Genomic DNA, 22,038 nt, shown 5'->3' with positions numbered 1-22,038 from the left:
CCTCCTTGCGAGCGCCTCCTGCCGAGATTAGTTCGGGACTTTCACCCGCGCGGCGCGGCGGCGGGCCTCGGCGGCGGAGCGGTCCAGCGCGGAGCCTGCCGCCTGCATTTGCGCGGCGCGCTGCTTGCCGTCTTTTTCAGGCGTCGGCGTGAGCGGCGCGTAATCCATTTTCTCGGGACGCGATTGGCGCACGAAATCCGGGGTGGGGGGCGGCGGCTTGCGCAGGCCGAGCGACTCGAAGAGCGCGCCGATCGCCTGGCCGCCGGTCGCGATGGCTCCCTCTTGCGCTGCCGCGGGGCTGGCGACGGCGAGGGCGGCGGCGACGGCAAGGAAACGAGGCAGAGACATGAGCATATCGGACCTGAAAATTGCGGCGCCAGCAAGAAGGCTCAAATCCAGCCCGCGAGCTCGCGCTTGGCCAGTGTTTCGATCAGCGCCATGCCTTCCACGCTGTCGTTGAGGCAGGAGAGCCGCGCGAATTTCTCGCCGCCTTTTTCCAGGAAAAGATCGCGAATTTGGACGCCGAGCTCCTCGATCGTCTCCAGGCAATCGGCCGAAAAGCCCGGCGCGACAATGGCTATGCGCCTGACGCCCGAGCGCGCGAGTTCTTCGACGACCTCGCTCGTATAGGGGCCGATCCATTTTGCCGGCCCGAAGCGCGATTGGAAGGAGAGGCGCAGCTTCTCTTCCCCCATGCCGAGCTTAGCGCGCAGCAAACGCCACGTTTCCTCGCAATGCGCACGGTAAGGGTCGCCGCGATCGATCTGCGCCTGCGGCAAGCCGTGGAAGGAGGCGACGATTATTTCGGGCTCGAAATCGAGCGCGGAGAGGTCGCGCGTGATGCGCGCTGCAAGCGCCTCGATATAGGCGGGGTCGTCGTAATAGGGCGCGCCGATGCGCAGCGCCGGCTGGCGGCGCAGGCGCTTCAAGGCGGCGAAGGCGGCGTCGGCGACCGAAGCGTTGGTCGAGGCGGCGTATTGCGGATAGAGCGGCAAAAGAACGATGCGCGCGCAGCCTTTGGCCATCAGCGCGTTGATCTGCGTGGCGATCGACGGCGCGCCGTAGCGCAAGGCGTAATCCACGATGACAGGCGCCTTGCCGGAGAGCCCAAGTGCCGCAAGCTTTTCCGCCTGGAGGCGGGTGATCGTTTTCAGCGGGCCTTCGCCGATGTCATGATTCCAGATCGTCTCATAGGCGTGGGCGGATTTCTTCGGCCGCGTGTTGAGCACGATCCCGTACAGGATGGGTAGCCACAAAAAGCGCGGCAGTTCGACCACGCGGGGATCGGAGAGAAATTGCGCGAGATAGCGCCGCACGGAGGCGACGTCGGGCGCGTCCGGCGTGCCGAGATTGACGATGAGGAGGCCGACGGGCGTCTCCAAAGAGGTCATGTTTCGCCTGCTATTCGAGGGACGCCGTTACCGGCGCGAGGGCCACCAAGGCCTAGATATAGAATTTTGCCGGGGCGGAAAATCCCGCGCCTTCGCCAGCGCGCGCGCATAGCGGCATGAGTTTCGCTGGGAGTAAGGGCCCTGCGTCGCATTCCCGACGTTCTCGGCTTCCTCCCCGCGAAAGGGCGCCATGAGGTCCATCCACCGCGCCCGCGCCATGTGCGAATGGGGGGACTTTGCCGGCGCTGCGCCGAAAATGCGCGCAATGATGGCTGCCCCTGATGACGGCCTTGTCCCTCCCTTTCTTCTTCTCTCGGAGCCGGGCGTCACCGCTCGCGAGCAGCGCGCCTGTTCCGAGCGTTGGACCGCGGAAAGACGGGTGGCGGCCGCTATCGAGCGCGGCCGTCTGGATCTGCGTTTCGATTTGGGGGGCCGCGAAAAAATCACGATCGGCTATCTTTCCAGCGATTTTCACGACCACGCCACCGCGCATCTTTTGATCGAGACGCTCGAGGCCCACGATCGGGCGCGCTTCGATATTCGCGGCTACAGCTACGGTCGCGCGGATGGCGGGAGCATGCGGCGGCGTCTGACGGCGGCCTTCGACGGCTTCCGGGATATTTCGGCGGCGAGCGACGCCGACGCCGCGCGAAGTATTCACGCAGACGGCGTCGACATGCTGGTCGACCTCAAGGGCTTCACGAGCGGCGCGCGCACCGGTGTGACCATGCTCCGGCCCGCTCCCGTGCAAGTGAATTATCTTGGCTATCCGGGAACGATGGGAGAGGGCGTCTGTGATTACATCATCACGGACCGTTTTGTGACGCCGTTGGCGGCGTCGGCCGATTACGCCGAAGCCTTCGCCTATATGCCGCAATGCTACCAGCCGCGCGGGCGCGCGCCACTCGGGCTCGCGCCGACGCGGGCCGCCGCCGGGCTCCCCGAGCAGGGTTTTGTTTTCTGCTGCTTCAACCAGGCCTATAAGCTGACGCCCTTCATCTTCGATCTCTGGGCGCGGCTCCTCGACGATGCGCCGGGCAGCGTGCTGTGGCTGCTGCGGGCGGAGGCCGCCGAAGGGAATCTGCGTAACGAGATGCGCCAAAGGGGGATTGACGCGGCGCGCTTGATTTTTGCCGAGCATCTTAGCCAAAGCGACCATCTGGCCCGCCTGCAGCTCGCCGACCTTGTCCTGGACACGAGTCCTTTCGGCGCCCATACGACGGCGAGCGACGCTCTTTGGTCAGGGGCGCCGGTCGTCACATGCCCCGGCGAAACTTTCGCCTCGCGCGTCGCGGGCAGCATTCTCAGCGCCGTCGGGCTGCACGAGCTGATCGCGTCTGATTTCGAGGACTACGTCGAAATTGCGCGAACCCTCGCCAACGACCCGCCGCTCCTTGCCCGGTTGAAGTCGAAGCTGGCGGAAAACCGTCTCACAACGGCGCTCTTCGACGTCGGCTCTTATACGCGCGGCATCGAGGCGCTTTACTCAGAAATGTGGAGACGAAAGATATCCGGCGTGGCCCCGGGGATCATCGACATCGCCTAGATGGCCCAGCTTTCAGCAACGCTCCCGTAGCCGTTTTTCGAAGGCCACGCGTTCATCGGCGGGCATCTGGAAGGCGTGCTCGGAACCAGGAAAGTCGCCCGAGCGCACATCCCGCGCATAGGCGGCGACGGCCGCGCGCAGCGCAGCGCCGACCTCGCCATAGCGGCGATTGTGCTTGAAATCACGCGTGGTCACGCCCGCGAGGTCATTGACGACGAGCACCTGCCCATCCGTCTCCGGCCCTGCGCCGATGCCGATCGTCGCGGCGGTGACAGAGCGCGTGATGCTTCCCGCAAGCTCGCTCGGCACCAGCTCCAGCACCAAGAATTTCTGTCCAGCCGCGTCGCCGGCGCGCGCATCGTCATAGAGCTTGACAGCGGCCTCGGCGGTCTTGCCCTGCCGGCGCTTGATCTCCTGATGCTGGGATTCGAGGCCGAGATGCCCGCAGACGTCGAAACCCGCCGCCGTCAGCGCCGCGACGACATCAGGCTGCGCGCCTTCGAATTTCACGCAATCGGCGCCAGCATCGTGCAGCACGCGCGCGCTCGCGAGCGCCATTTCTGGCGTGTCATAGGTGGCGTAAGGCAGATCGCCGATGACATAGATTTGAGGCGCGCCGCGCCGCACCGCGGCAATGTGATGCGCCATATCCGCGAGCGTGACCTCGCGCTCATGCGCATAGCCGAGGATGTTCACGCCCACGCTGTCGCCGACGAGGATAATGTCGACGCCCGCTTCCGCCTCGATGCGCGCCGTCGGCGCGTCATAGGCGGTGACGACGACGAGCTTTTCGCCGCGGCGTTTCTTTTCGAGAAAGAGATCGGCTTTCGACAAGCATGGCCTCCGGCTGGCGCATCTCTTGCGCTTAAGCTCACCCCAAACGCCCTGCGCTTTTGGGTTTATGCGGTCTTAGCGCGCGGCGGCGTCTCGGCAGGCGTGGGGGAGGCTCGGCACGCGGATTTCCTGAAAGCCGCCGCATTTGTCGCAGGCCGAAAGCGCGAGCGAGAGGCCGAAGAGAGCCAAAACCAACGCCGTTTTGCCTGTCATGCCGCTCGCTCCCCTGTCGTTGCGCGCGGACCATAGCCTCGCGCGCCGGCGCCGACAAGGATGGGGCAGGGGTCACAGACCGTCGAGGAACGTCACGAAAAGCGTCTGGCCTTCCGGGCATTGGGCGTTCGGCTGAGGTTTGTCGGTGGGATATTTGCAGGCGCCTGAGGTCGACATCGGGAAGAAATAGGCTTGCAGGCAGGCGCCGTTGAGGCCGCCGATGCAGCTCGGCTGGTTGAAGGGCGTGCCGCAATTCTGCGGATATTTCGCGCCGTAGACGCCGAGAGGGCCCACCGGACCGCGGCAGGTGAATGTCGGCGCCCCTGAGCAGGAGAGCTGCACGGGCGCGTTATAGGAGACGCCGCCGCTGTTTTTGCAATTATCGCCGTACCAAGCGCAATTGGTGCAGCTTTCCGGGACGATATCGATCTCGTACCAGACGCAGCTTTTCTGCACGACATCGACCACATGCGGGTCGCCGGCCCGGTTGCAGCCCCCGCCGCTCGTGAAATTCGTGCCGATGATTGTCAGATTTTCGGCCTGCGCGGCAAAGCAGTTGGGCGCCTTGCCGGGCGGCAAGGGATTTTCCCGCGCGCAAAAACGCGAGGGGCCTGCGCTGCTCGGCACGGAGGCCGTGCAGAGCTGGCCGGGCGCCAGATAGACTTGGTCGTTGAAGCGCTCGCAGCCCGACGACCAGACGGCCGGCCCGGGATTTCCGGACTGAACCGTGAATGCGACATAGCGTGGATTGGCGCTGCGATTGACGAAGGTCACGGAACTCGCGGGGATGAGGCCGCTGCCATAGGTCTGGGCGCGAGCGGAGCCCGAAAGGGCGATGAGCGCCAAAAAGAAAAATACGCTGAAAATGCTCTTATTCAGCCTGTTGCGCATGTTCCCTCTCCCTGTGAGGGCGTGGGAAGATAAAGGTGCAACCCAGGCGTTTGGTCGTCAACGGGCGCCTTCGTCGCAGGCGCTCTTGCATCTTGGCGAAACCTGCGTATAAGGCGCGGATCGCGACGTTCCCGGCCGGGGGCTGAACGGAAGCGCCCTGGCGCATATTCCCGAAAAGCGCCAAGCGGTTTTCGGAAAGAGAATATGCTGGAAGCGCATATTCCTGAAAACTGCGAAGCGGCTTTCAAGACAAGGAATATGCGCGGAAAAAGGGGCGAGGGGTTCTCTCCGTCTTCCCGTGTCTCCGCCTTCGAACTCACTTCCTCTCGAGCCTTTCCCAGGGGCGACGCCCCCAAGAAGCGCTCGAAGGGCTTGGCGCCGGAGCGGCTCGCGGCAACGGAAAGGCGAAACACATGGCTCTTTACGAGCATGTCTATCTCGCCCGTCAGGATATTTCTCCCCAGCAGGTGGAGGCTCTGACCGGGCAGTTCAAAAATGTCGTCACGTCGCTTGGCGGCACGGTCGGCAAGACCGAATATTGGGGCGTCAAGTCGCTCGCTTATCGGATCAAGAAGAACCGCAAGGCGCATTTCACGCTCATGAACATCGACGCCCCGCCGGCAGCCATCGCCGAGCTGGAGCGCCAGCAGAGCATCAACGAAGACATCCTTCGCGTCCTGACGCTGCGCGTCGAGACCCTCGAGGAAGGCCCGTCCGCGCAGCTGCGCAAGCGTGACGACGACGACCGCGGCGAGCGCCGCGGCCCCGGCGGCGCCCCGCGTGGCGATCGTGGCGAGCGCCGTCCGCGCCGTGAGGAAGGCCGAGTTGAAGGAGAGACCGAATGAGCACCGCGCCCCGTCGTCCCTTCTTCCGCCGCCGCAAGTCCTGCCCCTTCTCCGGCGCCAACGCGCCGAAGATCGACTATAAGGACACGCGCCTGCTGTCACGTTACATCTCCGAGCGCGGCAAGATCGTGCCGTCGCGCATCACGGCGGTCTCCGCCAAGAAGCAGCGCGAACTGGCCCAGGCCATCAAGCGCGCCCGCTTCCTGGGCCTGCTGCCTTACGTGATCCGCTGAGATTTCGGCTTTTGGTCGAATAGCGAGCCGCGCCCGAGAGGGCGCGGTTTTTTTATGCGCCGGGCGTCCTCCCGAACGCCGCGCTCCTTGTGGGTAGCGCACGAAAGGATCGAGCGTCCCTTGACGCAAGCGAGTCCGTGTGGGATCGAGAATGTGCTTAATGCATGAGAATATCTCTGGCCTTTGAGGATCCCGCCTCAGAGGCCATTTTTTTCGGGCGCCCTGCCTGCCTGCCGGGCGCTTCTCTGCTCTGGTCGTCTTTGTCGAAATACACTAAGAGTGCGGCGGTCCTATTCTACGGCCGTAAAAACGATTCCTCGGGAGGAAAGCGAATGCATAAGCTGCTGAGAACAGCTTCTGTAGGCATTATTGCGCTACTTACATCGGGGCAGCTGCATGCCCAAACCTGGAAGCTGACGCCCGAGGAGACGGGGAAATACGGCACGAAAGCCGCGCCGCAAGCGGAAGCGCCCGCCGCTCCGAAGGCCGAGGCTCCCGCGGCTGTGAAAGCCGAAGCCGCCGCTACGCCGAGCGCAGCGCTGGCGAATGACGAGTTGCTGAAGCTGTCCAAGGACCCCAAGCAGTGGGTCTCTCCGACCGGCGACTACGCCAATCTCCGCCATTCGGGCCTCAAGCAGATCACGGGCGAAAACGTCGGCAAGCTCCAGCCGGCCTGGCAGTTTTCGACGGGCGTTCTGCGCGGCCACGAAGGCGCGCCGATCGTCCTCAACAATGTGTCGGTCACCGACAGCTCCGGCAAGACCATCACGACCGACGTGATGTATCTGCATACGCCGTTCCCCAATATCGTCTATGCGCTCGACGCCAAGGATCCGGCTCACCAGATCCTCTGGAAATATGAGCCCAAGCAGGATCCGTCGGTCGTTCCGGTCATGTGCTGCGACACGGTCAACCGCGGCGTCGCTTACGGCGACGGCAAGATTTTCCTCGCTCAGGCCGACACCACGCTCGTCGCGCTCGACGCCAAGACCGGCAAGGTCGTCTGGTCGGTGAAGAACGGCGATCCGTCGAAGGGCCAGACCTCGACCGCCGCGCCGCATGTCTTCAAGGACAAGGTGTTCGTCGGCATCGCCGGCGGCGAGTTCGGCGTGCGCGGCCATATCACCGCTTACGACATCAAGACCGGCAAGCAGGTGTGGCGCGGCTACTCCATGGGTCCCGACGCCGATACGCTGATCGAGCCGGGCAAGACCACCCATCTCGGCCAGCCGGTCGAGAAGGACTCCGGCATCAGCACCTGGCAGGGCGATCAATGGCAGACGGGCGGCGGCACCACCTGGGGCTGGTATAGCTACGACCCCGAGCTGAACCTCGTCTACTACGGCTCCGGCAACCCCTCGACCTGGAACCCGAACCAGCGTCCGGGCGACAACCGCTGGTCGATGACCATCTGGGCGCGCGACCTCGACACCGGCAAGACGAAGTGGCTCTACCAGATGACCCCCCACGACGAGTGGGACTATGACGGCATCAACGAGATGATCCTGGCCGACCAGGACATCGGCGGCAAGAAGGTCAAGACGCTCGTCCACTTCGACCGTAACGGCTTCGCCTATACGCTCGATCGCACCAACGGCGACCTGCTCGTCGCCGAGAAGTATGATCCGGCGGTGAACTGGGCGACGAAGGTCGACATGGACAAGTCGTCCAAGACCTATGGCCGTCCGCTGGTCGTCGACAAATATTCGACGCAGCACAATGGCGAGGACACGAACACCCAGAACGTCTGCCCGGCCGCTCTCGGCTCGAAGGACGAACAGCCGGCTTCTTTCGATCCGGCGACGGGCCTGTTCATGGTTCCGACGAACCACGTCTGCATGGACTATGAGCCGTTCCGCGTGTCCTACACGGCGGGCCAGCCCTATGTCGGCGCGACGCTGGAAATGTTCCCGGCGGGCAAGGTGCTGGGCGACGGCACGAACCACACCGGCAACTTCATCGCCTGGGACGCGCGGACGGGTAAGATCGTCTGGTCGAACAAGGAGCAGTTCTCGGCCTGGTCGGGCGCTGTGTCGACGGACGGCGGCGTGACCTTCTACGGCACGCTGGAGGGCTATCTGAAGGCGGTCGACACGAAGACCGGCAAGGAGCTCTACAAGTATAAGACCCCGTCGGGCATCATCGGCAATGTGATGACCTATGAATCGGCCGGCAAGCAGTATGTGGCGGTTCTGTCGGGCGTCGGCGGCTGGGCTGGCATCGGCCTCGCGGCCGGTCTGTCGAAGTCGAACGAAGGTCTCGGCGCGGTGGGCAACTACGCCTCGCTCGCCAATTATACCGCCCTCGGCGGCGTCCTGACCGTCTTCGCCCTGCCCAACTAAGCAGAGTGTAAGGTCTAGCACTCGAAGACTGGCGCCCGGCGAAATCTCGCCGGGCGCTTTTTTTGCGAGCTATGGATCAAGCGGCGCATCGGCTGGGCAAATGGTCGCGGGCACGCCCCCACGGCCGTCATTGCGAGCGAAGCGAAGCAATCCAGAGGCAGCAGTGGCGGCTCTGGATTGCTTCGTCGCTCCGCTCCTCGCAATGACGGGGGCGTTGGCGAGCGCTAGCCTGCCCGGACCTGCGGCGCCGTCGGCTCGTGCAGCCCTTCCAACCCCGACGCCGGCTGCGTCGGCTCGGTCATGAACTGCGCCGCCGCCAGCGCCTCGAAACGGCCGCCCTTGGCCACGAGCGTCTCGAAGGAGCCGCTCTCGACAATCTCGCCCTGGTCGAAAACCAGAATGTGGTCGGCGTTGCGCACGGTGGCGAGGCGATGGGCGATGACGAAGGTTGTGCGCCCTCTGGTCGCGGCCTCCAGCGCCTTCTGAATCTGACGCTCGGTCGTGGCGTCGAGCGCCGCTGTCGCCTCGTCGAAGACGAGGATCGGCGGGTTCTTCAACAGCGCGCGGGCAATCGAGAGGCGCTGGCGCTCGCCGCCAGAAAGCGTGCGGCCGCGTTCGCCGATGCGGGTGTCGCGCCCGTCGCTCTGGCGAGAGACAAACTCCGACGCCTGCGCCAACTCCAACGCCCGCGCAATCTCGGCGTTGGTTGCGTCGGGATCGCCGATGCGCAGATTTTCCTCGATTGTTCGGGCGAACAGCATCGGCTCCTGAAAGACCACGCCGATGTTGCGCCGCAGCGAGAGCAGCGTGAACTCCTTGATGTCGACGCCGTCGATCTTCACCGCGCCCTCTTCGGGATCGAAGACGCGATGCAGGAGTCCGAGCGTCGTCGACTTGCCCGACCCCGTCGAGCCCACGAGCGCAATCGTCTGTCCGGGCTTGACGGAAAAGGTGACGTTCTTCACCGCCTTGCGGCGGCCATCATAGGAGAAGGTCACCTTCTCGAAAGCGACGGCGCCCGAGAGCCGCCCGGCGTCGCGCGCGCCCGGCCGATCAGCGACCGAGGGCTGCGTATCCAGGACCTCGAAAAATTCGCCGATCTTGGCCGATTGCTGAAGGAGGATGTTGACGAAGCCGACGACCTGCTCGAGCCGTCCGATCAGCATGGTTGCGAAATTCGTAAAGGTTACGATCTCGCCGATCGTCGCCATGCCACGCAGATGAAGCCATGTGCCGAGCAGGAAGATCGAGAGGATCGTGAGAGTCGCCGAGGCCCGGCTCGCCGCCGCGATGAGCGCCCACCAGGAGAGCACCGGCATCTGTGCGGCCAGGAGGTCGTCGACGATGCGCTTGAGCGCGCGGGACTCGCTTTCCACGCGCGTGAAGCTCTGGACGACCGGAATATTCCCCAGCGCGTCGGAGGCGTGTTCGGCGAGCGCCGAATTGATGCGCTCGACCTTTCCCTGCAGCCGCTCCGTGCGCCGGACGACAAAGCTCGTCGACACGTAAAAGGCGAGGACAAGGACGACCAAAAGCCCGCCCAGCCGCCAATTGAGAAACAGGGTCGCCGGAAGAAGAATGAACAGCGCGACGAAGGAGGCGCAGTTCTCGCGGAAGAAGGACAGCCAGAGGCTGAACATCGCCATGGCGCCGTCGAGCATGGTCTTCAGCAGACGGCCGGAATGCACATTGGCGTGATAATTCAGGGGCAGGTTGAGAACATGCTCGAAATATTCGGACATGACGGCGACGCGGCGGCGATGCGCCAAGCGGTCGGCGTTGAGCCCGACAAGGATAGCGCCGACGATCGAAAACAGGCCGAAGCCAGCCCAGGCGGCAAGGAGGGGCGCCAGATCCCCCCAGACAAGCGTCTGGCCTGGCGCTTGCGCTTGGGTCATCCGGTCGATGATGCGGCCGAAAAGAAGCGGCTCCGCAAATTGCGCAATGGCGAGCGCCAGATTGGCCGCGACAAGGATGGAGGCGAGCCTTGCCTGCGGGCGCAGCTGGCCCAGAACGCGCGCGTAAATCTTGAGGACCGACATCTCTCGCCCGCTGTTTTGTTTTGGGACGCGCTTACCTCGCGGGCGTCCCGTCGCGCAAGCATCGAGGCCGAGCCGGCGCCTGTTCTACTCGTCCTCGCCGAAGCGATTGGCGACGAGCGCCTCGAGCGCCTCGATCGCTTCCAGGGCCTGAGGGCCATTCGCGGCGACGGTGATCGTCGAGCCCTGGCCGGCGCCGAGCGTCAGAATGCCCATGATCGAGCTGCCTCCTACCGTTTCGCCGTCTTTCGAGACTGTGATCTCGGCGTCGAATTTCTCGCAGCATTGCACGAACTTCGCCGTCGCCCGGGCGTGGAGGCCTTTTTTATTGATGATCGGCAAATCACGGGAGATGGCGGCCTCAGCCGCCCGCTCATCACCATTAGGCATAGGAAGATCGCTTCGCTAGGTTTCTCGGAGGGAGAGGGCTAGCTGAAAAAGGCTCTCTGGAAAAGGTTGCTTAGAGACGGCAGGTGGGGGGACGTTACTTTGGGTTCAACACGCGGCTGGCGATATAAACATATTTCCGGCCGGCGTCCTGCGCCTGGAGAACCGCCTGATCCAAAGTAGCGGTGTCTCGGACCGAGGCGAGCTTGATCAGCATGGGGAGATTCACCCCGGCGAGAACCTCGACATTACCGCCATTCATTACCGAAATCGCGAGGTTCGATGGCGTTCCGCCGAACATGTCGGTCAGCAGGACGACGCCGTCGCCGCTGTCCGCCTTGTGAATAGCCTCAAGGATATCGGCCCGACGACGCTCCATGTCGTCCTCGGGACCGATTGAAATGGAAACAAGCTGTTTTTGCGGACCCACGACGTGTTCGAGCGCCGCGCGGAACTCCGTGGCGAGGTGGCCATGGGTCACCAAGACCATTCCGATCATTCGACCCTACCACTCATGAAGACGTCTCGCGCTACGCGATGGCCTTGCGACGGGTTGCAGATAGGCCCGCCGCCGCTTTTCGTCCCCTGACGACAGCATATACAAGCTCAGCCGCCTCGCCCATCCTCTTTTTTCCTGGGCGCGCGTCAGAGGGGCCATTTTGTGCGATGCGGCGAAATTGGCAAGCGAAAAGCGCAGCCGCACGTCAAATCGTCGCAATTGATTGAATGAAAAAGATGATTCGTGCAACTGAGACATCGCTGCAGCCCTCTGTGCATAGGCGTGGCAGAGCGATTGCGTGCAAACTGGCCGATTTTTCGGCCGCATCTGGCAAGCGCGACGGCGGGTCGTCGGGCGTGCGAATATCGACAATGGCGCGAAGGACGCAGGCGGCCTCAGTTTCGACGCGCGACAGGCCGTGGCCGCGGATCTCGATCATGCCGGCGATCGCCGGATGCGGCCGCGCTATGAGGCGTCCGTTCAACGCTTCTACTCTCACCCGGTCGTCACCCACGAGGCGGGCGAACTCGCCCTGTGACTGGTAGCGGGAGATCAAGGCGAGGGTGAGCGCGCTTTTCCCGCTTCCCGAGGGACCGCGCAGCAGCACGCCCTTGTCGCCCAAAACCAGGGCATTGGCGTGGATATAAGGGGCGCGGGCTGCGGCGCTCATCGCGCGGCGGGCAGCCACACGACAAATCGCGCGCCGAGCACCTTGTCCCCGGCTTCCGGTTCGTCAGTCCCGTTGGGATGCGCGAGCGTGCGGTTCAGCGCGCGAATGCGGCCGCCATGCGCGTCGATGATCTGCCGGGAAATGGCGAGGCCGAGGCCGGAGTTCTGGCCAAATCCATGTTCCGGCCGGTCGGTGTAGAAACGCTCGAAAACGCGCTCGAAGGCGTCTTCCGGAATGCCGGGCCCATTGTCGTCGACGATGATCTCATAGCCGTCGATCGGCGCGCCGCCAGGGCCCTTGGCGCGTTCGGGCCATAGGAGAACGCGCACGACGCCGCCGGGCCTCGAGAATGACCGGGCGTTGTCGATGAGATTGTTGAAGACCTGCCCCAGCCGAGAATCGTTTCCGGTCACCCGCCAGCGATTGCGGGGCTCGCTCGAGAGATGGCGGATGGTCAGCTCGGTCTTGACCCCGTCGCCGCGATCCACCGCGCGGGCCATGTCGACGACGGTGATGAGCGCCCTGGAGAGATCCACGTCGCCCATGTCGGCGCGGGCGAGTTCGGCGTCGAGACGCGAGGCGTCGGAAATGTCGCTGATAAGCCTGTCGAGCCGGCCCACGTCATGCTTGATGATGGCGAGCAGCCGATCACGCGCGGAATCAGTCTTGGCGATCGGCAGCGTCTCGACGGCGCTGCGCAGCGACGTCAGCGGGTTTTTCAGCTCATGGGCGACGTCGGCGGCGAAATGCTCGATAGCCTCGATGCGATTATACAGCGCCGTCGTCATATCGCGCAGCGCGTAGGAGAGATGGCCGATCTCGTCCTGGCGGTCGGAGAAATCGGGGATTTCCTGACGCGACTTGGCGCCTCGGCGCACGCGCTCCGCGGCTTCCGCGAGCAGGCGCATCGGTTCGGTGATGGTGTTGGTGAAGAAGAGCGAGAGCAGCAGCATCACTCCCGCCGAGACGAGGAAGATGCGAATGATGCCCCACCGCTCCGTCGCGATGATGGCGTCGATGTCGCCGCCCATGGTGGAGAGCAGCAGCGCCCCGCGCACCGAGCGGAAGCGCTGCACGGGCACAGCGACCGAGATAATCGTTTCGCCCTTGGCGTTGGCGCGCACGACCGAATGGGCGCGCGCTTCGAGCGCGCTCACGACTTCCGGATAGGCCTTGCCGTTGCCCATGCCGATGTCTTCATAGAGCGGCAGCTCGGGACGGCGCGTCAGTCTGCGCAGAAGATCGAGGGATTTCTGCAGAAAAGATGAGGCGTCGATGGTCGTCGTGTTGGGCGAGGGCGGGAGGTCGAAACGTAAAATATTGGAGCGCCCCGACACCGAGCGCGAGTCGAGCAGCAGATAGCCGTCGCGATCATAGATGCGCGCGCGCAGCCGCGTCGGAGAAACGAGACGGCGCAGCAGCGGGCCGACGCGCTCCGGATTGAGCGAAAATTCCATCGACGGCTGGTCTTCGCCGGGGCTCGCGCTCTCGCCAGGCGCAAGCCGAAGAAGCTTCTCCGGATCAATCGTAATCGCGTCGGTGTCGACGGTCGCAGAAGCGGCGACGGCGGCGGCGATGATCTCGCCCTGCGTTTGCAGGCTCTGCACGCGGGCGTCGATCAGGCCTTCACGAAACTGGTTGAGATAGAGAAAGCCGCCGAGCAGAGCGACCAGTCCGCCCAGATTGAGGACGACGATGCGGCGCGTGAGCGAGGAGGAAAGATGTGACTGCGCCGCCCGCGACAGGCGTCGGAGGCGGACGTTCAGCGTCCGGGCGCGCCGCGTCGGCGGCCGGCTCTGAGTCTCGGCGTGCGCGGCGGCGCTGGCCGGGGCCCCGGAAGCCCCCGACGCAAGGACGTCGCCGGTCTCGGATGCGCTCATCAGCTGCGCGTCCCGTTACATTTCCTTGAAGCGATAGCCGACGCCATAGAGCGTCTCGATCATCTCGAAATCGTTGTCGACAACCTTGAACTTCTTGCGAAGCCGTTTGATGTGGCTGTCGATCGTGCGATCGTCGACATAAACTTGGTCGTCATAGGCTGCGTCCATCAGCGCATTGCGGCTTTTGACCACGCCCGGGCGCTGCGCCAGCGATTGCAGGATCAGGAACTCCGTCACGGTGAGCACGACGGGGTCGCCTTTCCATGTGCAGGTATGGCGCTCGGGGTCCATCACCAGCGCGCCGCGCTCCAGAACCTTCGCTTCGGTTTCCTTTTGCGCGGCGGCTTCCTTCGGGTTGGCGCGGCGCAGGATCGCCTTCACGCGTTCGACGAGGAGGCGCTGCGAGAAGGGCTTATGGATGAAGTCGTCGGCGCCCATCTTGAGGCCGAAGAGCTCATCGATTTCCTCGTCCTTCGAGGTGAGAAAAATCACCGGAAGGTCCGATTTCTGCCGCAAGCGGCGCAGAAGCTCCATGCCGTCCATGCGCGGCATCTTGATGTCGAAGATAGCAAGATCCGGCGGATTGGCGCGCAAGCCGTCGAGCGCCTGTACGCCGTCTGTGTAGGTCTGAACGCGATAGCCTTCGCCCTCGAGCGCGATGGACACCGAGGTCAGGATGTTGCGATCGTCGTCGACGAGAGCGATGGTCGGCATGAGCATCCTTTGCTGTTGGCCGCGATGAGCGTCTGTCGCGCTCGCGGATCCTCTCGATCCGCGAAAGCTCCGGCAGCGCCAATGGCTTCGGGCGGCGCCGGCCCGTAACGCCCGGCGACTCCGCGGTTTTTTCGATCCGACCAGAGTCCCGGCCCATCGCGGCTGAAATGTGGCCTATACAACGGCCAAAAACGCCTAATGCGCATCGAAGAGGCGCTTGTTCATTTCTGGAGCGCGTCCTTGAAACCCGCTCCAGCTGCGACAGCCTCACGCCTCTCTTATATACACATTTGGTCGGCAATGCGACCCGGTGCCTTTTTGAGTTAGAAATGCGGGCAAAATCATGACGGTAGAAAATAATAGCGCGCCGCCGCGCGATCCGCGGCAGGATCCGTCCTTCGATCCGGTGGGTGAATCCAAACGGCTTTTGCGGACGATCCGAACCACCACGCTGGCCACATTGACCGAAAGCGGCGCCCCCTTTGCGACACTGACCGCCATCGCTACGGATTATGACGGGACGCCGATCCTTCTGCTGTCGAAGCTCGCGCAGCACATGCGCAATCTCGAACGCGACGGGCGCTGCTCTCTGCTTCTGGCCCAGGGCGGTCGTGGGGACCCCATGGCCCATCCGCGTCTGACGCTGGTCGCCCGGGCCGCGCGCACGCAAAGCTCCACGGCGCGGGCGCGATTTTTGAGCCGCAATGCCAAGGCGCAGCTTTACGCCGATTTTCCCGACTTTTCATTTTGGCGGGCGGAGATCGAGGCCGTGCATCTCAACGGCGGCTTCGCACGGGCGGCGGACTTTGGCCCAGCGCCGCTTTTGACCGATATCGACGGCGCCGAGGGGCTGATCGCCGCGGAGACGGATATCATCAGTCATATGAACGCCGACCATGTCGACGCGTTGGCCCTCTATGCGGAGAAGCTCGCTGGAGCCAAGGGCGGCCAATGGCGGGCGAGCGGGATCGACCCGGAGGGACTCGACCTCGTCTGCGGCGACGAGACGGCGCGCGTCGCGTTCCTCAGAGCCGTGAAGACGCCGGAGGAAGCGCGGCAGATGCTGGTCGAATTGGCGCAGCTCTCGCGCAGTTGATGCAAGCTAACGAAGCGCGCGGCCTCGGACCGCGCGCCTTCCGGTTTGCTCACCAAAACGTCGCCGCGGCGGACGCGCATCCTCGCGCCCCGCCGCGGCGCCGCGTCAGAGTGCGGCCATCAGGCCTGCGATCTCGTCCTTCAACGTCAGACGCTTTTTTTTGAGATCCTCAACGGTGGCGTCGTCCGCCGGCTCGACTTCGGTCTCAATGCGGTGAATCGTGCGGTTGAGCGTGTGATATTCTTCGGCAAGACGCGCGAAATGAGCGTTGCTGGCCTTCAGCGCATGTATCGCCTCGGCCTTCTCGGGAAACTCTTCGTGCAGTTCATGGGCGACATGGCTCATTTTCGTTTCTCTCCCTCTTAGTTATCCGGGTGGCGCCTTGCGCGTCCTCCTACCAATGTTACCGGCCCGCAAGGGTAAAGCCCAAGCCCTCGGACCATGCGGCCAAAGCGCGCAAGTGAGGTCTTTCTTTGACGGAAGACAAAAAGGCGGCGACGACAGGCTGGCGCAAGCTTCTCGGCCCCGGTCTCGTGGCCGGCGCCGCCGACGACGATCCTTCTGGCGTTGCGACCTATTCGCAGGCGGGCGCCGCTTTCGGTTATGGCTTGCTTTGGGTTGTGATGCTGACGACGCCATTGATGCTCGCCGTCCAGCTCGTGAGCGCAAGGATCGGCCGGGTGACCGGCGCGGGCGTCGTCGCCAATGCGCGGGAGCATCTGCCGAGAGGCGTGGCGCTCGGGCTTGTCGTGCTGATGCTCGTCGCCAATGTCGCCAATATTGCAGCCGATCTCGCCGCGATGGGGGAAGCGCTGCAGCTGATCCTGCAGGGCGGAAAGCGTAATTATGGGCTCGCCATCGGCGCGGCCGGCCTTCTTGCGCAAGTCATTGTGCCCTACCGGCAATATGCGCGGTTTCTGCGTTGGTCCACGCTCGCGCTCTTCGCCTATGTCGCCGCCGCCTTCGCGGTCGAGATCGACTGGCCCGCCGCCCTGCGCGGCGCCTTTCTGCCCAACGCCGTTTGGGGCCGCGAGAGGATGATGATGATCGTCGCCGTGCTCGGCACGACCATCAGCCCCTATCTTTTCGTTTGGCAGGCGGCTCAGGAGATCGAGGAGATGGGTGTCGCGCGCAAACGCCCATTGCGCGACGCGTCCATGCGGGGCGAATTACGGCGATTGCGCCTCGATACGGGCGCCGGCGTCGTCCTTTCCAATCTTGTCGCCTTCTTCATCATGCTGACGACAGCCGGGACGCTCAACGCCCATGGCGTAACCGACATCGAAACCGCAGCCCAAGCAGCGGAAGCCTTGCGGCCGCTTGCTGGCGATTTCGCCTTTTTCCTTTTCGCGCTTGGCATCATTGGAACAGGACTTCTGGCGATTCCCGTTCTCGCTGGCTCCGCCGCTTATGCCGTCAGCGACGTCATCGGCGGAAGCTTCAGCCTGGAAGCGCCTTTCACGCGAGCGCCGGGTTTTTACGGGATCGTTATTTTTGCGACGCTCTTGGGGGCGGCGCTGGATTTCACCGCGATACAGCCGATGCAAATGCTGCTCTGGACGGCGCTATTGAACGGGATCATTGCGCCGCCCTTCCTTTTCGCAATGATGATCGTCGCCGGAAATGAGCGCGCAATGGGCGCGCATGTGTCGCCGGGATGGCTCGCCGCGCTTGGCTGGATCGCCACGGCCGCGATGACGCTCGCCGTGCTGTCGCTTGCAATTTCAATATCCGGATTTGCGGTTTGATAAGGTAAAACCGCGCTGCGGACGCCTACCGTGAAACGCGCTTGCGCAACATTCGCAGTCATGGCCAATTTTTTCTTGGCGTCCGCACAATCTTCGCTTGACGCGATGGCGGGTCGCGATTAGGTTCCGCCCACTTTCGACAGGCCGTAAGTTCACGCCGTCGATGAGCGCCTCGCTCTCGATCTTCCGAACTTAAACGCTGTCGCCTTGCCTGTGACCGCCAGTAAAGACCGGCCTCGGTCGGTTTGGTAATCATCCCGTCGCTTTGCGGCGACGGACAGGAAGGCACGATCCCGGGTTTCCTGGGGTCCTCTGCGTCAGGAGCGCCTTGGCTTTGCGGCCATCGGCGCTTCGCTCGTTTGCGCGTTTTAGGAAATGCGCTCGCGGGTTCACCCGAACATCCGCCATTCGCGTCAGAAGCGAAGCGAAGGACTTTTTGATGCCCACGATCAGCCAATTGATCCGCAAGCCGCGTCACCCGAAGACGTATCGCGAGAAGGCCCGCCATCTTGGCGCCTGCCCGCAGAAGCGCGGCGTGTGCACGCGCGTCTATACGACGACGCCGAAGAAGCCGAACTCGGCCCTTCGTAAGGTCGCCAAGGTGCGCCTGACCAACGGCTTCGAGGTCATTGGCTATATTCCGGGCGAAGGCCACAACCTTCAGGAGCACTCGGTGGTCATGATCCGCGGCGGCCGCGTCAAGGATCTTCCGGGCGTTCGCTACCACATTCTGCGCGGCGTGCTCGACACGCAGGGCGTCAAGGACCGCAAGCAGCGCCGTTCGAAATACGGCGCGAAGCGTCCGAAGTAATCCGGCCGAAGTAGGGAGACACAAATGTCGAGACGTCACCGGGCGGAAAAGCGCGAAGTCATCGAGGACGCCAAGTTTGGCGACATCGTGCTCGCGAAGTTCATGAACTCGATCATGTACGACGGCAAGAAGTCGGTCGCCGAGGCGATCGTGTATGGCGCGCTCGACCAGGTCGAGGCGAAGGCCAAGAGCGATCCGCTGGCGGTCTTCAAGCAGGCGCTGGACAATGTCGCGCCGGCGATCGAGGTGCGTTCCCGCCGCGTCGGCGGCGCGACCTATCAGGTGCCGGTCGAGGTGCGCAACGAGCGCCGTCAGGCGTTGGCCATCCGCTGGATCATCACGGCGGCCCGCGCGCGCAACGACAAGACCATGGTCGACCGTCTGTCGGCCGAGCTCCTCGACGCTTCCAACAATCGCGGCGCCGCCGTGAAGAAGCGCGAAGACACGCATCGCATGGCGGAAGCCAACCGCGCCTTCTCGCATTATCGCTGGTAAGCCCGAGCTCTCACGAGGACTATAGTTATGGCCCGCTCGCATCCGATCGAGGACTACCGCAACTTCGGCATCATGGCCCACATTGACGCGGGCAAGACGACGACGACGGAGCGCATCCTCTATTACTCCGGCAAGAGCCACAAAATCGGCGAGGTGCACGAAGGCGCCGCGACGATGGATTGGATGGAGCAGGAGCAGGAACGCGGCATCACCATCACGTCGGCCGCCACGACGACGTTCTGGAACGGCAAGCGTCTGAACATCATCGACACCCCCGGCCACGTCGACTTCACCATCGAAGTCGAGCGTTCGCTGCGCGTGCTCGACGGCGCGGTTTGCGTGCTCGACGGCAACCAGGGCGTCGAGCCGCAGACCGAGACCGTCTGGCGTCAGGCCGACAAATACAACGTTCCGCGCATCGTCTTCGTCAACAAGATGGACAAGATCGGCGCCGACTTCTACCGCTGCGCGGAAGAGATCAAGACCCGCGTCGGCGGCCGTCCGGTCTGCGTGCAGCTGCCGATCGGCTCTGAAAACAATTTCAAGGGCGTTATCGACCTGATCCGCATGAAGGCGGTCGTCTGGGAAGACGAAGGCCTCGGCGCGAAATATCACGACGAAGAGATTCCGGCGGACCTTCTCGACAAGGCCAAGGAATATCGCACGGCGCTGATCGAAGCGGCCGTGGAGCTCGATGACGACGCCATGGCGGCCTATCTCGACGGGGTCGAGCCGGACGACGCGACTCTGAAGACGCTGATCCGCAAGGCTGTGCGCAACATCGTGTTCCACCCGGTGTTCTGCGGCTCGGCGTTCAAGAACAAGGGCGTTCAGCCTCTACTCGACGCCGTCGTGGACTTCCTGCCGTCGCCGATCGATCGCGAAGCGATCAAGGGCGTCGACATGGATACCGGCGCCGATATGGTCCGCAATCCTTCGGATAGCGAGCCCTTCTCCATGCTCGCCTTCAAGATCATGGACGATCCCTTCGTCGGCACCATCACCTTCGCGCGCGTCTATTCGGGCAAGATCGAGTCGGGCACGACCGTTCTGAACTCCACGAAGGACAAGAAGGAGCGCATCGGCCGCATGCTGCTGATGCACGCGAACAACCGCGAGGACATCAAGGAAGCCTATGCGGGCGACATCGTCGCGCTCGCCGGCCTCAAGGAAACCCGCACGGGCGACACGCTCTGTGATCAGCAGAAGCCGGTCATTCTGGAGCGCATGGAGTTCCCCGATCCGGTCATCGAGATCGCGATCGAGCCGAAGTCCAAGGCGGACCAGGAGAAGCTCGGCATCGCCCTGCAGAAGCTCGCGGCCGAGGATCCGTCCTTCCGCGTGTCGACCGATCAGGAGAGCGGCCAGACCATCCTCAAGGGTATGGGCGAGCTGCACCTCGACATCAAGGTCGACATTCTGAAGCGCACCTATAAGGTCGACGCCAACATCGGCGCGCCGCAGGTCGCCTATCGTGAGCGTCTCGGCAAGAAGGTCGAGATCGACTACACGCACAAGAAGCAGACCGGCGGCACCGGCCAGTTCGCCCGCGTGAAGATCATCTACGAGCCCAATGAAGCGGGCGCGGGCAATGAGTTCGACTCGAAGATCGTCGGCGGCTCGGTTCCGAAGGAATACATTCCGGGTGTCGACAAGGGCATTCAGTCCGTCACGACCTCGGGCATCCTCGCGGGCTTCCCGGTCGTCGATCTCAAGGCGACGCTCATCGACGGCGCTTTCCATGACGTCGACTCGTCGGTTCTCGCCTTCGAAATCGCGTCCCGCGCGGCGACCCGTGAGGCCCTGCAGAAGGGCGGTTCGGTGCTGCTCGAGCCGATCATGAAGGTCGAGGTGGTGACGCCGGAGGAATACACCGGCTTCGTCATCGGCGATCTCAATTCGCGTCGCGGTCAGATCCAGGGCCAGGACATGCGCGCCAACGCCGTGGTGATCAACGCCATGGTGCCGCTCGCGAACATGTTCGGCTACGTCAATCAGCTGCGTTCCGGCACGCAGGGCCGCGCCAGCTACACGATGCTTTTCGATCACTATGAACAAGTGCCCGAGGCGGAATCGAAGAAGGTCCAGGCGAAATACGCCTGATCTCACGAACGCTCGGGTTAAACGGAACTCTCTAAAGGAGCACGGCAATGGCCAAGGAAAAATTCTCGCGCACCAAGCCGCACTGCAACATCGGGACGATCGGGCACGTCGACCACGGCAAGACGTCGTTGACGGCGGCGATCACCAAGGTTCTGGCGGAGACGGGCGGGGCGACGTTTACGGCCTACGATCAGATCGACAAGGCTCCGGAAGAGAAGGCGCGCGGCATCACCATTTCGACGGCGCACGTCGAATATGAGACGGCGAACCGCCACTACGCCCACGTCGACTGCCCCGGCCACGCCGATTATGTGAAGAACATGATCACCGGCGCGGCGCAGATGGACGGGGCCATTCTCGTGTGCTCCGCGGCCGACGGCCCGATGCCGCAGACCCGCGAGCACATCCTGCTCGCCCGTCAGGTCGGCGTGCCGGCGCTCGTCGTGTTCCTCAACAAGGTCGACATGGTCGACGATCCGGAGCTGCTCGAGCTCGTCGAGCTCGAAGTCCGCGAGCTGCTGTCGAAGTATGACTTCCCCGGCGACGATATTCCGATCGTCAAGGGCTCGGCTCTGTGCGCGCTCGAGAACAAGAATCCCGAGATCGGCCATGACGCGATCCTGAAGCTGATGCAGGAAGTCGATCGCTACATCCCGCAGCCGGAGCGTCCGAAGGATCAGCCCTTCCTGATGCCGGTCGAGGACGTGTTCTCGATCTCGGGCCGCGGCACGGTGGTGACGGGCCGCATCGAGCGCGGCGTCGTGAAGGTCGGCGAGGAAGTCGAGATCGTCGGCATCCGCCCGACGACCAAGACGACGGTGACCGGCGTCGAAATGTTCCGCAAGCTGCTCGATCAGGGCGAGGCGGGCGACAACGTCGGCTGCCTGCTGCGCGGCACGAAGCGCGAGGACGTGGAGCGCGGTCAGGTTCTGTGCAAGCCGGGTTCGGTGAAGCCGCACACGAAGTTCAAGGCTGAGGCTTACATCCTCACCAAGGAAGAAGGCGGCCGTCATACGCCGTTCTTCACCAACTATCGTCCGCAGTTCTACTTCCGCACGACGGACGTGACCGGCATCGTGACGCTCCCTGAGGGCGTCGAGATGGTGATGCCGGGCGACAATGTCACGATGGAAGTCGTGCTGATCGTTCCGATCGCCATGGAAGAGAAGCTGCGCTTCGCTATCCGCGAAGGCGGCCGCACGGTCGGCGCGGGCGTCGTCGCTTCGATCATCGAGTAATTTGAGCGGATCTGGACCGCGAGCCTTCCGGCTCGCTTGTGAAAAGACGATCGCGAGCCTGTC

At 63.6% G+C, this 22,038-nt stretch carries 22 protein-coding genes; 10 read left to right on the top strand and 12 right to left on the bottom strand.

The window, feature by feature from the left end:
- Positions 1 to 27 precede the first annotated feature (27 nt).
- Positions 28 to 348, bottom strand: a complete 321-nt coding sequence (locus tag OGR47_RS16700) for a hypothetical protein (protein WP_165052359.1) — start codon at positions 346 to 348, stop codon at positions 28 to 30.
- Positions 349 to 389: 41 nt separating this feature from the next.
- A complete protein-coding gene (gene hemH, locus OGR47_RS16695; protein WP_165052362.1) occupies positions 390 to 1,391 on the bottom strand; it encodes a ferrochelatase in 1,002 nt (333 codons plus the stop codon).
- Positions 1,392 to 1,581: 190 nt separating this feature from the next.
- Here hemH and OGR47_RS16690 point away from each other — a divergent pair, with 190 nt between their 5' ends.
- Entirely contained in the window at positions 1,582 to 2,937 is a 1,356-nt protein-coding gene (locus tag OGR47_RS16690; protein ID WP_246729696.1) for a UDP-N-acetylglucosamine-peptide N-acetylglucosaminyltransferase, read from the top strand.
- A 12-nt stretch (positions 2,938 to 2,949) separates the two neighbouring features.
- On the opposite strand, the gene panB is transcribed toward OGR47_RS16690, so the two are convergent.
- From panB to OGR47_RS16675, 3 genes are all read right to left on the bottom strand, one after another.
- Positions 2,950 to 3,771, bottom strand: coding sequence for a 3-methyl-2-oxobutanoate hydroxymethyltransferase (gene panB / locus OGR47_RS16685; RefSeq protein ID WP_165052364.1), 822 nt, complete (start codon positions 3,769 to 3,771; stop codon positions 2,950 to 2,952).
- A 75-nt stretch (positions 3,772 to 3,846) separates the two neighbouring features.
- Complete coding sequence (locus OGR47_RS16680; protein WP_165052367.1) at positions 3,847 to 3,984, bottom strand: hypothetical protein; 138 nt, start codon at positions 3,982 to 3,984, stop codon at positions 3,847 to 3,849.
- A gap of 72 nt (positions 3,985 to 4,056) precedes the next feature.
- A complete protein-coding gene (locus tag OGR47_RS16675) occupies positions 4,057 to 4,875 on the bottom strand; it encodes a hypothetical protein (protein ID WP_165052369.1) in 819 nt (272 codons plus the stop codon).
- Between the two features lie 413 nt (positions 4,876 to 5,288).
- Between OGR47_RS16675 and rpsF the strand changes: the two genes are divergently transcribed.
- From rpsF to OGR47_RS16660, 3 genes are all read left to right on the top strand, one after another.
- A complete protein-coding gene (gene rpsF, locus OGR47_RS16670; RefSeq protein WP_165052371.1) occupies positions 5,289 to 5,720 on the top strand; it encodes a 30S ribosomal protein S6 in 432 nt (143 codons plus the stop codon).
- Entirely contained in the window at positions 5,717 to 5,953 is a 237-nt protein-coding gene (gene rpsR / locus OGR47_RS16665) for a 30S ribosomal protein S18 (RefSeq protein ID WP_016917696.1), read from the top strand. The genes rpsF and rpsR overlap by 4 nt, the downstream gene beginning before the upstream one ends.
- A 332-nt stretch (positions 5,954 to 6,285) precedes the next feature.
- A complete protein-coding gene (locus OGR47_RS16660; protein ID WP_216697929.1) occupies positions 6,286 to 8,295 on the top strand; it encodes a methanol/ethanol family PQQ-dependent dehydrogenase in 2,010 nt (669 codons plus the stop codon).
- A 224-nt stretch (positions 8,296 to 8,519) separates the two neighbouring features.
- On the opposite strand, the gene OGR47_RS16655 is transcribed toward OGR47_RS16660, so the two are convergent.
- From OGR47_RS16655 to OGR47_RS16630, 6 genes are all read right to left on the bottom strand, one after another.
- Complete coding sequence (locus OGR47_RS16655) at positions 8,520 to 10,337, bottom strand: glucan ABC transporter ATP-binding protein/ permease (protein ID WP_165056183.1); 1,818 nt, start codon at positions 10,335 to 10,337, stop codon at positions 8,520 to 8,522.
- A gap of 84 nt (positions 10,338 to 10,421) precedes the next feature.
- Complete coding sequence (locus OGR47_RS16650; protein ID WP_165056185.1) at positions 10,422 to 10,724, bottom strand: HPr family phosphocarrier protein; 303 nt, start codon at positions 10,722 to 10,724, stop codon at positions 10,422 to 10,424.
- A gap of 94 nt (positions 10,725 to 10,818) precedes the next feature.
- Complete coding sequence (locus OGR47_RS16645; RefSeq protein ID WP_165056186.1) at positions 10,819 to 11,220, bottom strand: PTS sugar transporter subunit IIA; 402 nt, start codon at positions 11,218 to 11,220, stop codon at positions 10,819 to 10,821.
- A gap of 205 nt (positions 11,221 to 11,425) precedes the next feature.
- Positions 11,426 to 11,890, bottom strand: coding sequence for an HPr kinase/phosphorylase (locus OGR47_RS16640; RefSeq protein ID WP_165056188.1), 465 nt, complete (start codon positions 11,888 to 11,890; stop codon positions 11,426 to 11,428).
- A complete protein-coding gene (locus OGR47_RS16635; RefSeq protein ID WP_165056189.1) occupies positions 11,887 to 13,770 on the bottom strand; it encodes a stimulus-sensing domain-containing protein in 1,884 nt (627 codons plus the stop codon). The genes OGR47_RS16640 and OGR47_RS16635 overlap by 4 nt, the downstream gene beginning before the upstream one ends.
- 15 nt (positions 13,771 to 13,785) lie before the next feature.
- Positions 13,786 to 14,484, bottom strand: coding sequence for a response regulator transcription factor (locus tag OGR47_RS16630; protein ID WP_165056190.1), 699 nt, complete (start codon positions 14,482 to 14,484; stop codon positions 13,786 to 13,788).
- A 343-nt stretch (positions 14,485 to 14,827) separates the two neighbouring features.
- Between OGR47_RS16630 and OGR47_RS16625 the strand changes: the two genes are divergently transcribed.
- Positions 14,828 to 15,580 carry a HugZ family protein gene (locus tag OGR47_RS16625; RefSeq protein ID WP_165056192.1) on the top strand — a complete coding sequence of 251 codons (753 nt, stop codon included), beginning with the start codon at positions 14,828 to 14,830 and terminating at the stop codon, positions 15,578 to 15,580.
- 105 nt (positions 15,581 to 15,685) lie between these two features.
- Here the strand turns inward: OGR47_RS16625 and OGR47_RS16620 are convergent, their stop codons facing one another.
- The gene (locus tag OGR47_RS16620) at positions 15,686 to 15,925 is read right to left on the bottom strand and encodes a YdcH family protein (RefSeq protein ID WP_165056193.1); all 240 of its coding nucleotides are present in this window, start codon (positions 15,923 to 15,925) and stop codon (positions 15,686 to 15,688) included.
- Between the two features lie 128 nt (positions 15,926 to 16,053).
- Here OGR47_RS16620 and OGR47_RS16615 point away from each other — a divergent pair, with 128 nt between their 5' ends.
- The 5 genes from OGR47_RS16615 to tuf all read left to right on the top strand — a co-directional run bounded on the left by OGR47_RS16615 (position 16,054) and on the right by tuf (position 21,975).
- A complete protein-coding gene (locus tag OGR47_RS16615; RefSeq protein ID WP_165056194.1) occupies positions 16,054 to 17,328 on the top strand; it encodes an NRAMP family divalent metal transporter in 1,275 nt (424 codons plus the stop codon).
- 439 nt (positions 17,329 to 17,767) lie between these two features.
- A complete protein-coding gene (gene rpsL, locus OGR47_RS16610; protein ID WP_026015930.1) occupies positions 17,768 to 18,139 on the top strand; it encodes a 30S ribosomal protein S12 in 372 nt (123 codons plus the stop codon).
- Positions 18,140 to 18,163: 24 nt separating this feature from the next.
- Complete coding sequence (gene rpsG / locus OGR47_RS16605) at positions 18,164 to 18,634, top strand: 30S ribosomal protein S7 (RefSeq protein WP_165056196.1); 471 nt, start codon at positions 18,164 to 18,166, stop codon at positions 18,632 to 18,634.
- A gap of 27 nt (positions 18,635 to 18,661) precedes the next feature.
- The gene (gene fusA / locus OGR47_RS16600) at positions 18,662 to 20,737 is read left to right on the top strand and encodes an elongation factor G (protein WP_165056198.1); all 2,076 of its coding nucleotides are present in this window, start codon (positions 18,662 to 18,664) and stop codon (positions 20,735 to 20,737) included.
- Between the two features lie 47 nt (positions 20,738 to 20,784).
- Complete coding sequence (tuf, locus tag OGR47_RS16595) at positions 20,785 to 21,975, top strand: elongation factor Tu (RefSeq protein ID WP_216697900.1); 1,191 nt, start codon at positions 20,785 to 20,787, stop codon at positions 21,973 to 21,975.
- Positions 21,976 to 22,038: the final 63 nt, after the last annotated feature.

Source organism: Methylocystis sp. MJC1 (genome assembly GCF_026427715.1).
In the GTDB taxonomy this organism is placed as follows: Bacteria; Pseudomonadota; Alphaproteobacteria; order Rhizobiales; family Beijerinckiaceae; genus Methylocystis.
This window is presented reverse-complemented; position numbering and strand designations above follow the sequence as displayed.

Bases quoted from the DNA above. Each gene is read 5' to 3' on its own strand.
- OGR47_RS16640 (WP_165056188.1), bottom strand. From the start codon at position 11,890: ATGAGCGCCGCAGCCCGCGCCCCTTATATCCACGCCAATGCCCTGGTT.
- rpsR (WP_016917696.1), top strand. From the start codon at position 5,717: ATGAGCACCGCGCCCCGTCGTCCCTTCTTCCGCCGCCGCAAGTCCTGC.
- OGR47_RS16620 (WP_165056193.1), bottom strand. From the start codon at position 15,925: ATGAGCCATGTCGCCCATGAACTGCACGAAGAGTTTCCCGAGAAGGCC.
- OGR47_RS16655 (WP_165056183.1), bottom strand. From the start codon at position 10,337: ATGTCGGTCCTCAAGATTTACGCGCGCGTTCTGGGCCAGCTGCGCCCG.
- OGR47_RS16650 (WP_165056185.1), bottom strand. From the start codon at position 10,724: ATGCCTAATGGTGATGAGCGGGCGGCTGAGGCCGCCATCTCCCGTGAT.
- OGR47_RS16680 (WP_165052367.1), bottom strand. From the start codon at position 3,984: ATGACAGGCAAAACGGCGTTGGTTTTGGCTCTCTTCGGCCTCTCGCTC.
- fusA (WP_165056198.1), top strand. From the start codon at position 18,662: ATGGCCCGCTCGCATCCGATCGAGGACTACCGCAACTTCGGCATCATG.
- rpsG (WP_165056196.1), top strand. From the start codon at position 18,164: ATGTCGAGACGTCACCGGGCGGAAAAGCGCGAAGTCATCGAGGACGCC.
- OGR47_RS16635 (WP_165056189.1), bottom strand. From the start codon at position 13,770: ATGAGCGCATCCGAGACCGGCGACGTCCTTGCGTCGGGGGCTTCCGGG.
- OGR47_RS16660 (WP_216697929.1), top strand. From the start codon at position 6,286: ATGCATAAGCTGCTGAGAACAGCTTCTGTAGGCATTATTGCGCTACTT.
- rpsF (WP_165052371.1), top strand. From the start codon at position 5,289: ATGGCTCTTTACGAGCATGTCTATCTCGCCCGTCAGGATATTTCTCCC.
- rpsL (WP_026015930.1), top strand. From the start codon at position 17,768: ATGCCCACGATCAGCCAATTGATCCGCAAGCCGCGTCACCCGAAGACG.
- tuf (WP_216697900.1), top strand. From the start codon at position 20,785: ATGGCCAAGGAAAAATTCTCGCGCACCAAGCCGCACTGCAACATCGGG.
- hemH (WP_165052362.1), bottom strand. From the start codon at position 1,391: ATGACCTCTTTGGAGACGCCCGTCGGCCTCCTCATCGTCAATCTCGGC.
- OGR47_RS16690 (WP_246729696.1), top strand. From the start codon at position 1,582: ATGAGGTCCATCCACCGCGCCCGCGCCATGTGCGAATGGGGGGACTTT.
- OGR47_RS16675 (WP_165052369.1), bottom strand. From the start codon at position 4,875: ATGCGCAACAGGCTGAATAAGAGCATTTTCAGCGTATTTTTCTTTTTG.
- OGR47_RS16700 (WP_165052359.1), bottom strand. From the start codon at position 348: ATGTCTCTGCCTCGTTTCCTTGCCGTCGCCGCCGCCCTCGCCGTCGCC.
- OGR47_RS16630 (WP_165056190.1), bottom strand. From the start codon at position 14,484: ATGCCGACCATCGCTCTCGTCGACGACGATCGCAACATCCTGACCTCG.
- OGR47_RS16645 (WP_165056186.1), bottom strand. From the start codon at position 11,220: ATGATCGGAATGGTCTTGGTGACCCATGGCCACCTCGCCACGGAGTTC.
- OGR47_RS16625 (WP_165056192.1), top strand. From the start codon at position 14,828: ATGACGGTAGAAAATAATAGCGCGCCGCCGCGCGATCCGCGGCAGGAT.